Origin of the sequence: Ensifer adhaerens, assembly GCF_020035535.1 — a bacterium.
In the GTDB taxonomy this organism is placed as follows: domain Bacteria; phylum Pseudomonadota; class Alphaproteobacteria; order Rhizobiales; family Rhizobiaceae; genus Ensifer.
This window is the reverse complement of record NZ_CP083350.1, coordinates 183,303-197,162: the sequence shown is the minus strand read 5'-3', so window position 1 is coordinate 197,162 and position 13,860 is coordinate 183,303. Positions and strand designations below refer to the sequence as shown.

General features: G+C 61.7%; 15 protein-coding genes and 1 pseudogene. 8 read left to right on the top strand and 8 right to left on the bottom strand.

Features of this window, described 5'->3' with window-relative positions; genetic code table 11:
- Positions 1-85: 85 nt before the first annotated feature.
- Entirely contained in the window at positions 86-601 is a 516-nt protein-coding gene (locus LAC81_RS21300) for a tetratricopeptide repeat protein (RefSeq protein ID WP_223729201.1), read from the bottom strand.
- 338 nt (positions 602-939) lie between these two features.
- Here LAC81_RS21300 and LAC81_RS21295 point away from each other — a divergent pair, with 338 nt between their 5' ends.
- Positions 940-1,464, top strand: coding sequence for a hypothetical protein (locus tag LAC81_RS21295; RefSeq protein WP_223729200.1), 525 nt, complete (start codon positions 940-942; stop codon positions 1,462-1,464).
- 206 nt (positions 1,465-1,670) lie between these two features.
- The gene (locus LAC81_RS21290; RefSeq protein WP_224393537.1) at positions 1,671-2,123 is read left to right on the top strand and encodes a DUF2721 domain-containing protein; all 453 of its coding nucleotides are present in this window, start codon (positions 1,671-1,673) and stop codon (positions 2,121-2,123) included.
- A gap of 71 nt (positions 2,124-2,194) precedes the next feature.
- On the opposite strand, the gene LAC81_RS21285 is transcribed toward LAC81_RS21290, so the two are convergent.
- The 4 genes from LAC81_RS21285 to proV form a co-directional block, all read right to left on the bottom strand.
- Positions 2,195-2,464 carry a helix-turn-helix domain-containing protein gene (locus tag LAC81_RS21285; protein WP_223729198.1) on the bottom strand — a complete coding sequence of 90 codons (270 nt, stop codon included), beginning with the start codon at positions 2,462-2,464 and terminating at the stop codon, positions 2,195-2,197.
- Between the two features lie 76 nt (positions 2,465-2,540).
- Positions 2,541-3,416, bottom strand: coding sequence for a glycine betaine ABC transporter substrate-binding protein (locus LAC81_RS21280; RefSeq protein ID WP_223729197.1), 876 nt, complete (start codon positions 3,414-3,416; stop codon positions 2,541-2,543).
- A gap of 72 nt (positions 3,417-3,488) precedes the next feature.
- Entirely contained in the window at positions 3,489-4,373 is an 885-nt protein-coding gene (locus tag LAC81_RS21275) for an ABC transporter permease (RefSeq protein WP_223729196.1), read from the bottom strand.
- Between the two features lie 23 nt (positions 4,374-4,396).
- Entirely contained in the window at positions 4,397-5,629 is a 1,233-nt protein-coding gene (gene proV, locus LAC81_RS21270; RefSeq protein ID WP_223729195.1) for a glycine betaine/L-proline ABC transporter ATP-binding protein ProV, read from the bottom strand.
- Positions 5,630-6,041: 412 nt separating this feature from the next.
- Here proV and LAC81_RS21265 point away from each other — a divergent pair, with 412 nt between their 5' ends.
- On the top strand, positions 6,042-6,740 hold the full coding sequence (locus LAC81_RS21265) for an alpha/beta fold hydrolase (protein WP_223729194.1): 699 nt from the start codon (positions 6,042-6,044) through the stop codon (positions 6,738-6,740).
- A gap of 95 nt (positions 6,741-6,835) precedes the next feature.
- Here the strand turns inward: LAC81_RS21265 and LAC81_RS21260 are convergent, their stop codons facing one another.
- Genes LAC81_RS21260 through alr form a run of 3 tightly spaced genes read right to left on the bottom strand, consistent with a single transcriptional unit; the run spans position 6,836 to position 9,654 of the window.
- Complete coding sequence (locus LAC81_RS21260) at positions 6,836-7,213, bottom strand: RidA family protein (protein WP_113537393.1); 378 nt, start codon at positions 7,211-7,213, stop codon at positions 6,836-6,838.
- Between the two features lie 35 nt (positions 7,214-7,248).
- Positions 7,249-8,499, bottom strand: coding sequence for a D-amino acid dehydrogenase (locus LAC81_RS21255; RefSeq protein WP_223729193.1), 1,251 nt, complete (start codon positions 8,497-8,499; stop codon positions 7,249-7,251).
- 27 nt (positions 8,500-8,526) lie between these two features.
- Positions 8,527-9,654: an alanine racemase gene (alr, locus tag LAC81_RS21250; RefSeq protein ID WP_223729192.1), complete on the bottom strand. Its 1,128-nt coding sequence runs from the start codon at positions 9,652-9,654 to the stop codon at positions 8,527-8,529.
- A 125-nt stretch (positions 9,655-9,779) separates the two neighbouring features.
- Here alr and LAC81_RS21245 point away from each other — a divergent pair, with 125 nt between their 5' ends.
- The 5 genes and pseudogenes from LAC81_RS21245 (at position 9,780) to LAC81_RS21225 (ending at position 13,838) form a co-directional block, all read left to right on the top strand.
- Complete coding sequence (locus LAC81_RS21245) at positions 9,780-10,256, top strand: Lrp/AsnC family transcriptional regulator (RefSeq protein ID WP_113537390.1); 477 nt, start codon at positions 9,780-9,782, stop codon at positions 10,254-10,256.
- A gap of 84 nt (positions 10,257-10,340) precedes the next feature.
- Entirely contained in the window at positions 10,341-11,180 is an 840-nt protein-coding gene (locus LAC81_RS21240) for an inositol monophosphatase family protein (RefSeq protein WP_223729191.1), read from the top strand.
- A 50-nt stretch (positions 11,181-11,230) separates the two neighbouring features.
- Positions 11,231-11,849: pseudogene (locus LAC81_RS21235) on the top strand (dual specificity protein phosphatase family protein).
- Positions 11,836-13,542 carry a metallophosphoesterase family protein gene (locus LAC81_RS21230; protein ID WP_419195840.1) on the top strand — a complete coding sequence of 569 codons (1,707 nt, stop codon included), beginning with the start codon at positions 11,836-11,838 and terminating at the stop codon, positions 13,540-13,542. The pseudogene LAC81_RS21235 and the gene LAC81_RS21230 overlap by 14 nt, the downstream one beginning before the upstream one ends.
- 2 nt (positions 13,543-13,544) lie before the next feature.
- Positions 13,545-13,838, top strand: a complete 294-nt coding sequence (locus tag LAC81_RS21225) for a MurR/RpiR family transcriptional regulator (protein WP_223729189.1) — start codon at positions 13,545-13,547, stop codon at positions 13,836-13,838.
- The last annotated feature ends 22 nt before the right edge of the window (positions 13,839-13,860 follow it).

The following is a 13,860-nucleotide window of genomic DNA, read 5'->3' as shown; positions in this document are numbered from 1 at the left end:
CTTGCCCTCTTAGAAGATTTTGCGCAAACAAATCCACCCGAGGCGGTCTTGCGCGCCGAAAGACGTGAGGGCCGCCGCAAGCAGCCTATCGTTGCGCGTATTTGACGCTGTTCTTCATCAATTCGAGATTCTTCGCCGTGGTCTCGTTCGAGGGGTCGATCTCGTATGCTTTCAGGAAATACGTGCGGGCGCCGGGCAGGTCACCACGCAACAGGTGGGAGTAGCCGATATTGTTGTAATAGACGGCTGTGCCGCCGATCATCTTGGAAAGCTGCACATAGGCTCGATCCGAGCTATCAAACCGACCGACCATGTCGGACGAGGCAGCAAAGCCCAACCATGCGGCCGGGTCCCGCGGATAGACCTCAACTGCCTTCTTGTAGATCGCGTAGGACTTTCCGTAGTTCTTCTCCTGGAACTGGAGCTTGCCCGTGGTCACGAGCTCATCGTCCTTATAGAAGGCAACCGCCGAATCATCGTTGAGTGTCTTTGCGCTATCACCGAAGGCGGCGACATCGTCGAGTGCATCCGATTGGCACCCGGCCAGCAGCAGCACCCCTGTGAGCAGTAGTGTAACGCGACGTTTATTGCTCCGAGACATTTCCATTACGTTCCCCCAGTTGCGGGTATCCTAGCCTCGCCTACGAATGCGCTCATCGGAAATCTTCCTGAAAAATAACTAATAAAGGAAAAATTGAAATTGGGAGTCGCAATAAAGAGACACATGCCGGCTGGCTGGGCGCGTCTGTCTCCGCAATTCCGCCTTGGAGTCTTGCTAATCAAGGGGTTGAAGCTGAAAGACAGCGACCCGCAAAGGCCTGTTGGGCCGCGAGATATTCCGCTCTCATCGGCAAGTTTCGTAAGCCTCAATTAAGCATCATCTTATATTTTCTGTTCGAGACCCCCGAATCGAATGTTCGGGCATGAAGGAATAGAACCATGCGCGCCTCAGTGCTGACCATCATTCGACTTGGACCTTGCGCAGCCTACATGGTTGCCGCCGTCTCGCTTCTGAGTGTAGTGCAGCTTGGCAACGCGCCGTCCAGCCCGCTCGCTTGGGCCGTGTACACGACGATGCTGCCGATGACGCGCATACTTGTCCTGACGCTCGTAAGCGCTTCCGATGTGGTCTTTTGGGGCGCGACCGTGTTGCTCTTTGTCGCCGCCGCCGTCGGTGGCTATCTGGCGCTTCGGCCGGAGCGATTTCTGCGATTGCGCTTTGTTCACGCGCACGCAGCGCTCATAGCCTCGGGGCTCGCGGTGCTCCAGGTGTCACAAAACAGTGCGGGGCTCGCCAGTGCTTCGTTTTCTCAACTCCCGCCGCTTGGCTGGACGTTCGGTGCCGGGACGTCAGCCGCGTTCGCCTTGTTTGTTCTGATACTTTTGGCGTGCCTTAGCGCTCATGTGGCGATCATCAAGAACATCTGCGGCTCATACCGCCAAATGAACGTGCAAACTGGCTGAGGATGCGCTGTCTCTAGTGAGACTTCTCGGACGTCAGATTCGGAATTGAGAGCGCCGCTCGCGCGCCGATCCGCCGTGACGAAACAAAGCTGCGGAGTCTCACCGGAGCTTTCGGCCGGAAAATTGTCTACTTTTGCGGCTGTGAGTTGGCTGACACTAGCCGCTTCAAGTCGAAGCCACATGCGCGAAAGTTATATAGAGTACCCATGGAGTCGCCATCAATCGTCACCGATTTTGCCTCGATCATCCAGACGTCCTTGGCACCTGTTTTCCTGCTTGCCGGTACGGCCGGGTTTGTCAATGTCTATGCGACACGTCTCGGGCGGGTCTCCGACCGGGTTAACGAAGTGGGAGAGAAGGACGGGGAGGGCGAAGCGCGGCGGATACAGCTGGACTATCTGCGCCGGCGAACCCTTGCCCTTGAGATAGCGGTCGCCTTGGGGACCTTGGCCGCGATTTGTACCGGCTGCGCCATCCTTAACCTGCTCGCTGGTGCGCTGTCGTTCGGATTCCGTGAGGAAAATCTGTTCTGGTTCTTCGGCGGCGCGATCGTCTCGCTCATCGTCTCGCTTGTGGCATTCCTGTATGAGATGCTCATCGCCGGGCGCAACATGTTGCGCCAGATGCGGATGGATCAGCTGCCTGCCGGGCGCGATTGAGGCTCGCGAGACGACGGTGGGCTGCGAGCGCAGCACACCGTTTCCCGTCCACCTTGGTCTGGTCTTGGCCTCTATCGTGCCTCGGCAGGCCCCTTGCCTTGTCCGTCAAGCAGCCAGGCAATATTCACCTGCAGAATTCGCGCCAGCATATCGAGGCGGTTGGCCCTGGGCTCGGCGCGATCGTTTTCCCAACTGGTCCACGTATCTTCGGTCACACCGGCGACGGCGGAAATCTGCTCGACGGTGAGGCCCGCGGCATCGCGGGCGAGGGAGATGCGGCCACCAATCGTGTCATCGCTGGTATCGCGTGCGACACGCGGTGCAAGCGTATCGTTCAGCATATCGATGCTCCTTTGTCTCTGAAGAACCGTCCGCGGACGATGCCGCGGGCGGAAGCGGAAAATCGGCGCGTCGCGGTCAGCCGCCTTCCTTGGCGAGCCAGGCCTTGATCTGGTCCGGGTGGTCCGCGATGTATTTATCGACGGCCTTCTCGTAGGAGGTCTCCTGGGCATTGAACATCGCCGCCTCGAGATCGCCGATCGGCAGCTTCATGCGCGACAGAAAATCGGCGACCTCCGGATTGTCCTTCTCAAAATCCTTGCGGGCGAGCACGTCCACGTGTTCGGCTTTTCCGAGCGCGGTCTTCGGGTCGTCGATGTAGCGAAGCTCATACTTGCCGAACATCCAGTGCGGGCTCCAGGATGTCGCGACGAACCATTGTTCATTGCGCATTGCCCGGTCGATGGAGGTCAGCATCCCGGCCTCGCTGGAAATCTGCAGCTTGTAACCGTCGAGTTCGTAGTCCTTGACGGCTTGCTCGGACAGGCGCGTCAGGCCCGCGCCGGGATCGATACCTTCGATCCGGCCCTTGAGCTTCTCCTTCACATCGTCCTTCTTGAGGTCGTCGATCGAGGCGATCGCGTCTTCGGGAATGTATTTGGGCACTACCCAGCCGAGTTTGGCGCCGTCATAGACGGTGCCGAGCGTCGTCACCTTGTCCTTCACTTTGGCAAAGTAATCGGCGTGGGTTTCGGGCAGCCATGCCATCATCATCGCGTCGAGGTCGCCGCGGCTCACACCCTGGTAAAGTGGTGCGATGTCGGTCTGAACCAGCTCGACCTCGTGGCCGAGTTCGTCCTTGATGAGCTTTGCTGCGAGCTTGGTCACGAATTCGGCGTCGGACCAGGCGGCCCAGCCAATCTTGACCGGGGTCTTGTCTTCGGCGAAGGCCGAACCGAACGTGCCGGCGGCGATACCGGCCGCGAGACTCACTGAAACGAGGGTCTTGAACATAGTTGCTCCTTTTTTGAGGGTTCGCATTTGGAGGCGCGAACGCCGCCATCTTTGGCGCAAGTCCGCCGGTCGTCAGGCCGTGGCGGCCGAGACCTCGGGCTGTTGCGTCTGTCGCCGGAAGAGGCGGAAACCGAGGGAGGCCCGCTCCTTTCCGAAGCTCTGGGTAAGGCGGTCGAGAACGACCGCGAGAATGACGACGGCGAGGCCGCCTTCGAAGCCGGTGCCAACATCGAGCCGCTGGATGCCGGTCAACACCGTGTTGCCGATGCCGCCCGCGCCGATCATCGATGCGATCACGACCATGGACAGGGACAGCATGATCGTCTGGTTGATGCCGGCCATGATCGAAGGCATGGCGTTTGGAAGCTGTACCTTGCAGAGCAACTGCAGGGCAGTGCAGCCGAAGGCATTGCCGGCCTCGATGAACTCCACATGCACCTGCCGGATGCCGAGATTGGTAAGGCGCACGACCGGCGGCATGGAAAAGATGACGGTTGCGATCGTCCCCGGTACGGCGCCGAGGCCGAAGAACATCGCAGCCGGGATCAGGTACACGAAGGCCGGCATTGTCTGCATCAGATCGAGCACCGGCCGAACGATGGCGGCAACCCGGTCGCTGCGGGCCATGGCAACGCCGAGCGGCAAGCCGATCAGCATCGCAACGAGGGTCGAAGCGAGGACCAGCGACAGTGTCTCCATCATGGCGGACCAAAGCCCCATGTGGTCGACGAGGAAAAGCGAGAGGGCGGTGAAGACCGCGAAGCCAAAGCCGACGCGCCACAGCGATAGCAGCACGAAGACGGCGAGCCCGACGGACATGGGGGTCGCGAGCAGCAGCGCCTGGATGTTGTTCGTCACGGCGCCGATGGCCTCAGCAATGAGGTCGAGCAACGGCGCGAAATTGTCGAGCACGTAGTTGACGGCGCTGTCAACGCCGTCGCCGATATCGAAAGTCATGATTTGTCTCCGAACTGGCGGGATCAGGCGGTGCGATCGAGCGTCTCGAGAAGCGCAGATTTGCTGATGGAACCGAGGTAGCGGTCGGCTTCGTCGATGACGGGCACGGGAAAGGGGCTGGCCGCGACCGTGCCGAGCACATTGGAGAGGCTCTCCGATGCGAGGATCGGCGCGATGTCCGGCAGGAAGGCCCGCCGGTAGGAATGGCCTGCACCGTCGCGTGCGGTGTCGATCAGCGAAGTACGGCTGACCATGCCGTGATAGGTCTTGTCTCGGCCGAGGATGATGGCGACTTCCCTGTCGAAGTGCTCCATGCGCTCCAATGCGGCAGCGGCGGAAACACCTTGACGCTCGATGATGGTCACCTGCGTCTTGCGCGCGACGTCGCCGGCACGAAAGACCTGCGAAACGTCGACGTTGCGAAAGAACGAGCGCACGTAGTCGTTGGCGGGCTTGAGCACGATCTCGTCGGGCGTGCCGACCTGTACGACCTCGCCGTTCTGCATGATGCAGATGCGGTCGCCGATGCGCATCGCTTCGTCGAGATCATGGCTGACGAAGACGATCGTCCGGCTGTGCTCGGCCTGAAGCCGGACGAGTTCGTCCTGCATTTCGGTGCGGATGAGCGGATCGAGCGCAGAAAAGGCCTCGTCCATCAAAAGCACCGACGGTTCGCCGGCCAAAGCGCGGGCGAGGCCGACGCGCTGCTTCATGCCACCGGAAAGTTGATCAGGGCGGCTATTGTCGTAGCCATCGAGCCCGACAGCCTGCAGTGCTGCGCGGGCCCGTTGCGTGCGTTCCGCCTCGCTGACGCCGGCGACTTCGAGACCGAAGGCGGCATTGTCGATGACGTTGCGGTTGGGCAGAAGCGCAAAGGACTGAAAGACCATACTGATGTCGCGGCGGCGCAGTGCGATCAGCTCGCCGAGCGGCATGCGCGCCACGTCCCGCCCCTCGATCTCGATCGAACCGGTCGTGGGTTCGATCAGGCGGTTGATGAGGCGCAGCATGGTCGACTTGCCCGAACCCGAAAGGCCCATGATGACGAAGATCTCGCCGGCGCGAATGTCGAAGCTCGCGTTGTTGACGCCGATGGTGCAGCCCGTCGCTGCGTGGATTTCAGACTTGGTCTTGCCGGCGTTCAGGAGACGGAGGGCCTGTTCCGGCCGCTCACCAAACACCTTGAAGACGTTCTTGATACTGATCTTGACCGGTCGGTCGTTTGCCGAGGGGTCGCTCTCAGTTGCAAATGCCATATGTACTGGGCCCGGCTCCGGAAGCAGGGCACTCTCCTTCGTTTGATGGGGGCTGATGAAGCAATCAGCGAAAAGGGAAAACGCGCTCACCAAATTGCTTCGCAAATACGACGGCGCGTCGCAATATGGATATCTATTGGCACGTTCGTGCTGAAAAGTCCACGCTGTGGGAATAAAAATCTATAAATATCAAGGATCGCCATGTGGATGTGGAATGGCTTCGCAGCCTCTCTGGACCGCCAGGCGAACGGATCCCGACTATTCAAAGGGCCGCGCTTGCGCTGGGGGCTGGACGTTCGAGGTGCGGCCGTGCGTCCCGGCGGCGTCTGGCCCAGGGTGAGTGTCTTTCCTTGAAGACCCGACCCTCATCTTCCGGTAGCGTCAGGCGATATGCGCGGCGAGGTAGCGAAACATGGCAACGATTCTGGTCCCGGGTTTCATGCTCGATGCCGATCTTTGGCGCGATGTGGCGCCCGCGTTGAGCGACTTTGGTCCCGTTTCATACGCAGATCTTTCGCAGGACAGTTCGATAGCGGCCATGGCGCGCCGCGCTCTCGCGGAAGCGCCGCCCAAGTTCGTGCTCGTCGGCTTCTCGATGGGCGGGTACGTCGCTCGGGAAATCGTGCGGCAGGCTGCCGGTCGGGTCTCAGCCCTTGTGCTTGTCGCAACATCCGCACGCGGCGACAGCAACGTCGAATTTCAGCGAAAGGCCGCAATCTCCAGGCAGACAGGCAGTGCCGTTTTCAAGGGACTGAGCAGGGTGGCCGTCGCCTCGTCGCTGCATCCCGACAATGCCGACCGCGCAGACATTGTCGAGCGCATTCAGGCGGCGGGGCAGCGGTTGGGAGGCGATGTCTTTCGCAGGCAGTCGCTGATCGATCGGCGAGATGAACGGGTTGATCTGAAAACGATCAACTGTCCGACCCTCGTCATTGCTGGGGAACAGGACCGGTTGAGGTCTCGAGCCGAAGCGCTCGAGCTTCATGAGGGGATCGCCGGCTCAAGCCTCGAAGTTATCGAAAACACCGGGCACATGGTTCCGATGGAGGCGCCGCAGCGCCTCGCGACCGTCATGGGGGAGTGGCTCGATCGACAACGCGCCGGATGGTGATGGGCGCTGCTGGCGCGGGCTCAAGCCACACCATGCTTGCAGAGGTTGGGCGGCGTAGGCCGCCCATTCGATTGACGGGTTCGCAACCGGCTCGCTTAGAGCGCGATGACGGCTTCGATTTCGACCTTTGCGCCCTTTGGCAGTGCGCTCACTTCGTAGCAGGCGCGTGCGGGGAACGGCTTGGCGAAGAAGCCGGCATAAACCTTGTTGATTTCGGCGAAATTGCCGAGATCGGTCAACAGGACCGTCGTCTTGACGGTGTTGGAAAGGCTCGTGCCGGCGGCGGCTGCGATAGCGGCAAGGTTCTTGAGGCACTGATCTGCCTGCGCGATCGCGTCATCCGAGTTGAACTCTCCGGTCGCCGGATCGATCGGCAATTGGCCGGAGACGAACAGCAGGTTGCCGACCTTGATCGCCTGCGAGAAGGGGCCGACGGCGCCCGGCGCGTCGTTCGTGTGGATTTCCTGGATCATGATTTGTCTCCTCGAAAGTGGTTGAACGGAGCCGCTTAAGCGTAGCGGGCGATTGCGAGATCGGTCGCGTCGATCTCAGGCTTGCGGCCGATGACGAGGTCGGCGATCACCCGAGCCGAACCGGAGCTCATCGTCCAGCCGAGCGTACCGTGGCCCGTGTTGAGATAGAGACCCTCGACCTTCGTTGCGCCGATGACGGGCGTACCGTCCGGCGTCATCGGGCGAAGGCCCGACCAGAAGCTCGCCTTCGACACGTCGCCGCCGGGGAAGAGGTCGGTGACAGAGTGTTGAAGTGTAAGGCGACGGGGCTCGCCGAGATCGTTGGTGTAGCCGGAAATCTCGGCCATGCCGCCGACGCGGATGCGGTCGCCGAGCCTGGTGATGGCGATCTTGAAGGTCTCGTCCATCACGGTCGATTCCGGCGCGCGCGACGCATCGGTGATCGGGATCGTCAGGGAATAGCCCTTGACCGGATAGACCGGCAGGCGGATGCCGTGCGGCCTGACGAGGAGCGGCGAGAAGCTGCCAAGTGCCACCACAACGGCGTCGGCCTGCAACGTCCCGTGCGCGGTGACAACGCCGCGGACGCGACCGCCTTCGACGTCGAGGCCGCGGATGATGCTGCCATAGTTGAAGCGTACGCCGAGTTCTTCGGCCTTTTTCGCGAGCGCGTTGCTGAACTTGAAGCAGTCGCCGGTTTCGTCCTTCGGCGTCAGCAGGCCACCGACGATTTTTTCGCGCACATGCTTCAGTGCCGGCTCGACGCGGATGCAGCCGTCGCGGTCGAGGACCTCGTAGGGAATGCCGTCAGCGGCGAGCGCCTTGACGTCCTTGCCGGAGGCATCGAGCTGCTGCTGCGTGCGGAACAGTTGCAACGTGCCCTGCATCCGCTCGTCATAGGCAATGCCCGTCTCTGTACGCAGCGTGGCGAGGGAGATGCGGCTGTAGTCGGCAAGGCGCAGCATCCGGCTCTTGTTGATGGCGTAGCGCTTGGATGTGCAGTTGGAGAGCATCTTCACCATCCACGACAGCATGGCCGTGTCGACCTTCGGCCGCAGGATCAGAGGCGCATGCTCCATGAACAGCCACTTCATCGCCTTCATGGGGATGCCGGGTGCTGCCCAGGGCGAGCAGTAGCCGAAGGAGACTTCGCCGGCATTGGCGAAGCTCGTCTCCAGGGCAGGGCCGGGCTGACGGTCGATGACCGTCACCTCATGTCCCGCCTTGGCGAGCTGGTAGGCCGACGTCACGCCGATGATGCCGGCTCCGAGAACGATAACTTTCATGATGCCCTCAAGCAAAAAGAGAAGGGGTCAGCGGTATTGCCGCTCGTAGCGCTGGCCGAGGCCGGTCAGAATTTCATAGGCGATGGTGCCTGCGTCGCGTGCAATATCTTCGAGCGTCTGATGGGGGCCGAGCACCTCCACGAGGCTGCCGAGGTGCAAGCGACCTTCCGGTAGAGCGGAGATGTCGACGGTGATGCTGTCCATCGAGACGCGACCGACGATCGGCAGGCGAACCCCGTCACAATATACGGCGCCCCGGTCGCTCAGGCACCGCGGCAGACCATCCGCATAACCGGCGGCAATGGTGGCAAGACGGGTTTCGCCAGCGGCAATATGGGTACCGCTGTAGCCGACGCGCGCGCCGGCGGGGACCGTGCGGGTCTGCACGACCGCAACATCGAGGCGCAGGACGGGGGCCATCGGATTCGGTTGGTTGGCGATCGGTGCCCCGCCGTAGAGCGCGATGCCGGGGCGGGCAAGTACACCGTGATAGGGCCTGCCGAGGAAGATGCCGCCCGAATTGGCGAAGCACAGGTCGAACTCCGGGAATTCAGCCGTGATACGGCTCATCTCGGCAAGCTGGCTTCCGTTCTGTTCGCTCGCAGCCTCGTCGGCGGAGGCAAGGTGGCTCATGATGAACCGGACATCAATGTAGTCGCCGAGCAGGCTGGCAACGGCAGCGCGTTCCGCCGGTGGAATGCCGAGACGCGACATGCCGGTATCGAACTGCAGCGCCGCCGGCAGCTTGCGGCCGAGCGTCCTCGCCGTGTGGCTCCAGCGCTGCAACTGCTCCAGTGAATTGATGATCGGCACGATGCCGCGCTCGGCGCAGGCCGTTTCATTGCCGGGTTGAAGGCCGTTCAACACATAGATAATGGCATCGGCGGCGAGAGTTGGCTGGAGGCGCAGGGCCTCGACGAAGTGGGCGACGAAGAAGTGGCGGCAGCCGTGTTCGTATAGCCTGGCCGCGACCCTGACGGCGCCGAGCCCGTAGGCGTCCGCCTTGACGACTGCTGCGGCACGCGCCGGCGCGACTTCCGCCGCCAGCTTTTCATAGTTGCGAGCAATGGCCGCAAGGTCGATGGTCAGGTAGCCCGATGCGCCGCCTGTGGCGGTCGCCGCGTGTTGCCTTTTCGCCTGTATTGTCCCGTCCATTCCAGCCTCCCCGTATTGGCGCGAGACTAGTGAAACGATCGTGAAATTTCCGAGGAAAGAATGATTGATCGTTGCGTGAAATCATGATCATTGAAAGAAACAAAGATGAATTGGAATGATCTGCCATGTCCGCGCTTGATGCGATAGACCGCAATATTCTTCGCCTGCTTCGGCTGGATGCCCGACGAAGCAATGCGAGTCTCGCCGCAGAAGTCGGCCTCTCCCCATCGGCCTGTCTTCGGCGCATAAAACTGATGGAACAGGCCGGCGTTATCCGCGGCTATACCGCTCTCGTGGACACGTCGAACGTCGAAGCTTCCATTGCCGTGATCATCAACATCACGCTCGATCGCCAGACGGAGGACTACCTCGACCGTTTCGAGGCCGCGATACGCAGGCACCCGGAAATAAAGGAATGTTTCCTGATGACCGGCGGGTCGGACTATCTCTTGCGCGTCGAAGTCGCCAATGCCGGCGAGTTCGAGCGCATTCATAAGGAAATCCTCTCCGCTCTTCCTGGTGTCTCGCGGATCCACTCGAGCTTTGCGATCCGTAATGTGCTCGCTACGCGGACCGGCACGAAGCGTTCAATGCGACAATAGAGACGACGAGACGCAGGCGCAGATTCCGCTTGCGTGAGGTGCACACGCGTGCAAATGTGCACGCGTGTGCAACGGAGTCTCCCGATGAACGATCACAATCCGCGCTATTCGAATGACCTCGCAGGACGGGCGTCGTTATGTCGGGACGTCATTCGCTCTGCCGGCGCATTGGTGCTGAGCGGCTTCAAGGAGAGTTCCGAGCGCGGCTTCTCGCTGAAGGGGCCACAGGATTTCCTCACGGAAACCGATGCCGCATCCGAGGCCCATATCCGTCAGGCTATCACCACGCACTTTCCTGGAGATGCGTTTCTGGGCGAGGAGGGCGGCGGCTCGATCGGCGACCGCGTGTGGGTCGTCGACCCGGTGGACGGCACCGCCAATTTCGCGCGCGGAATTCCGCATTTCTGCATTTCGATCACCTATGTCGAAGGGGGCAGTGCAGAGATCGGCGCGATCTACAATCCGGCCCAGGACGAGCTCTACTTTTGTCGACGAGGCGCTGGGGCGACTTTGAACGGCAAGCCCATAAGCATCTCGTCGACGGTCACCTTCGATGCAGCCTCCGTCGAAATGGGCTGGTCACGCCGGGTGCCGGACGAGACCTATCTACAAACCATGCGGTTGATGCTCGCCAAGGGCGCCAATGTCCGGCGCGGGGCGTCCGGAGCACTGGCGCTTGCCTATGTCGCTGATGGGCGCTCCGATGCCTATGTGGAGCTGCACATGAATTCCTGGGACTGCCTCGCCGGGCTCCTGCTCGTTGCCGAGGCCGGCGGCGTCGTGTGCCCGTTCCTGGAGATCGGCAGTCTGCGGGACGGAGGACCGGTGCTTGCATCGACGCCGGCCATCGCCGACGGTGTCAGCGAAGCCTCCGGCATTCCGATCCTTGCCCACGAACGGACCGCTGCGCTTCAGCCGGCGTGAACCAACGATCGGCGGAGCGCCTCGTTCGACGACAACAGAAGGAAACTACAATGGACGCACCGGTTTACGCGCGACCCGCAATCAGCCTGATCGCCACGGAACTTGGCCCCCGTAGAGCGGATCTCTATATCGGCGGCAGCGACGGCGCGCGCGACATGGAACTGCTCAAGCGTCACGGGATCACCATCGTCGTCAACTGTGCGGTCAACCTCGATATCAATCTCGTGCGTGAGGAGGGTCGCGGTCAATGACGACCTCTGCGCAAGTGGCTACGCCGACATACGCTACTACAAGCTCGGCATGATCGATGGCGACGGCAGCCCGGACACGATGATGCTTGGTGCCTACTACATTCTCGACGGAGCCCTGCGTCAAACGATGCCTAAACGCCCGACCTACCCCTTCGTCGACGGCGGCAACATTCTGGTGAACTGCCGCGGCGGGCGCAGTCGCTCCGTGTCGCTGGTGGCGCTTTTCCTGCACAAGCAACAGCCGCACCTGTTTCCGACCCTAGACGCCGCGGTCGCCCATATCCGCGAGCATCGCGAGCTGCGGCCGGACGAATGGTTCGAAACACCGAAGCCGATGCTGTACGAGGCGGCGCGGCGCGCCTCCACCTGGATCGATCTCGTTGAAGCGTCCCGCGCGGAGGCGAATGCCAATGGCTGACTTGCCGCGGATCGCCGTGATCGCTGACGCCCACTTTCATGATCTTGAGACCGACTTCGCGTTTCCAGCCATCGAGGTCGATGGGAAGGCGTTGGCCATCAGAAGCTGGGCCGATACGCGCGAGTCGACCCGCGTATTCAACGAGAGTGCGAGGGCGCTGGACGAGGCATTGTCGGAGGTTGCCCGGCGCGGAATCCGTCACGTCGTCTTGCTGGGCGACTATACGGATGACGGCCAGCGGCAAACCGCAGAGCGCCTGCGCACCATTCTGGAGCGGCATGAACGCGAGAATGATACGCGCTTCTACGCACTCCCCGGCAACCACGACATTTTCGGCCCCAGGGGCCGCCATCACACCAAGCAGTTTCTCGATGTGAATGATGCGAGGGTCCTCGTCACCAGCGATGAGGAAATGGCCTGCCCCGGCACTTACGCGACGCCGTCCATGTATTGCGAGGGGTATCCGACGGGCCTCGCGCCGATGGCCGCATTCGGATACTTCCGAAGGTCCGACGATATCCATTGGGAGACCCCGTTCGGCGCCTCGGACAAGGTCGAAGACCGTCTCTACGACGTTTCGTCCCCAGATGGCCGAAACCGCTACGCGCTGATGGACGCTACCTATCTGGTCGAGCCGGAGCCCGGTCTCTGGCTGATGATGATCGACGCCAACGTGTTCGAGCCGCGCGACGGCATGTTCCCAGAAGGCGATGAGGCGGCTTTCGTCGATAGTACCGGGGCCGGCTGGAATGCGCTCTTGAAGCTGAAGCCGTTCATCATCGATTGGATCGCCGACGTCTCGGCACGCGCCCGCAGGCTCGGAAAGACGCTTCTTGCCTTCTCGCACTATCCGGTTCTCGATCCCTTTGATGGGGCAACGGGTGCCGAAGGCGTGCTTTTCGGTGAGACGAACATTGCTCGCAGGACGCCGCGCAAGGAAGTCGCGCAGGCTCTGATCGACGCAGGGATGACGCTGCACTTCAGCGGGCATCTGCATGTCGAGGGCGTCACGCACCGAGGATCCGGCGACGGTGTGCTCACCAATATCGCCGTGCCGTCCCTGGTGGCCTTTCCGCCAGCCTTCAAGATCGTCGAGCCATCCGCCCCTGGCCTGCTGGTCGAAACCGTCGAGCTGTCCTCCAGCGCCGTCGATCCGCGCATCTCCTGTGGCTATCGGCGCGAAATGGCCCATCTCACGGAAGAGGCTGATAGCGCCTTTGACGTCTCCGACTACGGATCGTTCCTGAAAGCGCATAAACGCGCCCTGGTTCAGCATCGCTACTTTCCCAAGGAGTGGCCGAAGGAAGCCGTCGAAGCGATCTCCGGGCTCACTGTCGAGGATGTCTGCAAACGCCTCGGCGGGCCGGGCGCGATCGAGAGTGTGATCGCGGCATGCCCGCCCGAGGACGCCACTGACTTGGTTCGCCTGGAAATGCTTGAGCTGATCACCGATTGGTATTGTCTGCGCCAGGCCTCCGTGCTCGCGCTCGACAAGATCTCCGCGCCACACCTCAGGCTCTATCGAGCGCTCGCTGCACGGTTCGGTAGTGCTGCGGAAGGTGGTTGGGACGGCTCGACTGACACTTTCCTCTCGATCTTCTTCGGTGCGTTCGACGCCTTTCTTGATCGTGCCGAAACCGGCAGTCTTCGTGTCCACATCGAGAGCACGCCCTCCAACGTGGAGGCGGCCTAAACATGGTCCATCAACTGTCCGTCACTACCGCCTCGATCGCACCTCCGGCGACTTTTGTCGAACTGCGGGAGTCCTGTCGCCTCGGTGTACGGCGGTTGAAGGGCGGGCGGCTGGAGGTGGCGAAGTTCGTCCTTGGCCATCCCTATGACGTTGCCTTCGCGAGCGCGCGCGAGGTGGCCGAGCGCAGCGGCGTCTCGACGACGACGGTGATGCGCCTCGTCAACGATCTTGGCTTCGAAAGCTACGCTGCCTTTCAGCAGTTGTTCCGGGCGGAATTGCTGCGGGGCCGGCAGTAAGGCTGCTCAAGGGGAGGGAGCC

Bases quoted from the DNA above. Each gene is read 5' to 3' on its own strand.
- alr (WP_223729192.1), bottom strand. From the start codon at position 9,654: ATGGACGGGACAATACAGGCGAAAAGGCAACACGCGGCGACCGCCACA.
- LAC81_RS21275 (WP_223729196.1), bottom strand. From the start codon at position 4,373: ATGACTTTCGATATCGGCGACGGCGTTGACAGCGCCGTCAACTACGTG.
- LAC81_RS21245 (WP_113537390.1), top strand. From the start codon at position 9,780: ATGTCCGCGCTTGATGCGATAGACCGCAATATTCTTCGCCTGCTTCGG.
- LAC81_RS21265 (WP_223729194.1), top strand. From the start codon at position 6,042: ATGGCAACGATTCTGGTCCCGGGTTTCATGCTCGATGCCGATCTTTGG.
- LAC81_RS21225 (WP_223729189.1), top strand. From the start codon at position 13,545: ATGGTCCATCAACTGTCCGTCACTACCGCCTCGATCGCACCTCCGGCG.
- LAC81_RS21260 (WP_113537393.1), bottom strand. From the start codon at position 7,213: ATGATCCAGGAAATCCACACGAACGACGCGCCGGGCGCCGTCGGCCCC.
- LAC81_RS21300 (WP_223729201.1), bottom strand. From the start codon at position 601: ATGTCTCGGAGCAATAAACGTCGCGTTACACTACTGCTCACAGGGGTG.
- LAC81_RS21295 (WP_223729200.1), top strand. From the start codon at position 940: ATGCGCGCCTCAGTGCTGACCATCATTCGACTTGGACCTTGCGCAGCC.
- proV (WP_223729195.1), bottom strand. From the start codon at position 5,629: ATGGCATTTGCAACTGAGAGCGACCCCTCGGCAAACGACCGACCGGTC.
- LAC81_RS21285 (WP_223729198.1), bottom strand. From the start codon at position 2,464: ATGCTGAACGATACGCTTGCACCGCGTGTCGCACGCGATACCAGCGAT.
- LAC81_RS21280 (WP_223729197.1), bottom strand. From the start codon at position 3,416: ATGTTCAAGACCCTCGTTTCAGTGAGTCTCGCGGCCGGTATCGCCGCC.
- LAC81_RS21255 (WP_223729193.1), bottom strand. From the start codon at position 8,499: ATGAAAGTTATCGTTCTCGGAGCCGGCATCATCGGCGTGACGTCGGCC.
- LAC81_RS21240 (WP_223729191.1), top strand. From the start codon at position 10,341: ATGAACGATCACAATCCGCGCTATTCGAATGACCTCGCAGGACGGGCG.
- LAC81_RS21290 (WP_224393537.1), top strand. From the start codon at position 1,671: ATGGAGTCGCCATCAATCGTCACCGATTTTGCCTCGATCATCCAGACG.
- LAC81_RS21230 (WP_419195840.1), top strand. From the start codon at position 11,836: ATGCCAATGGCTGACTTGCCGCGGATCGCCGTGATCGCTGACGCCCAC.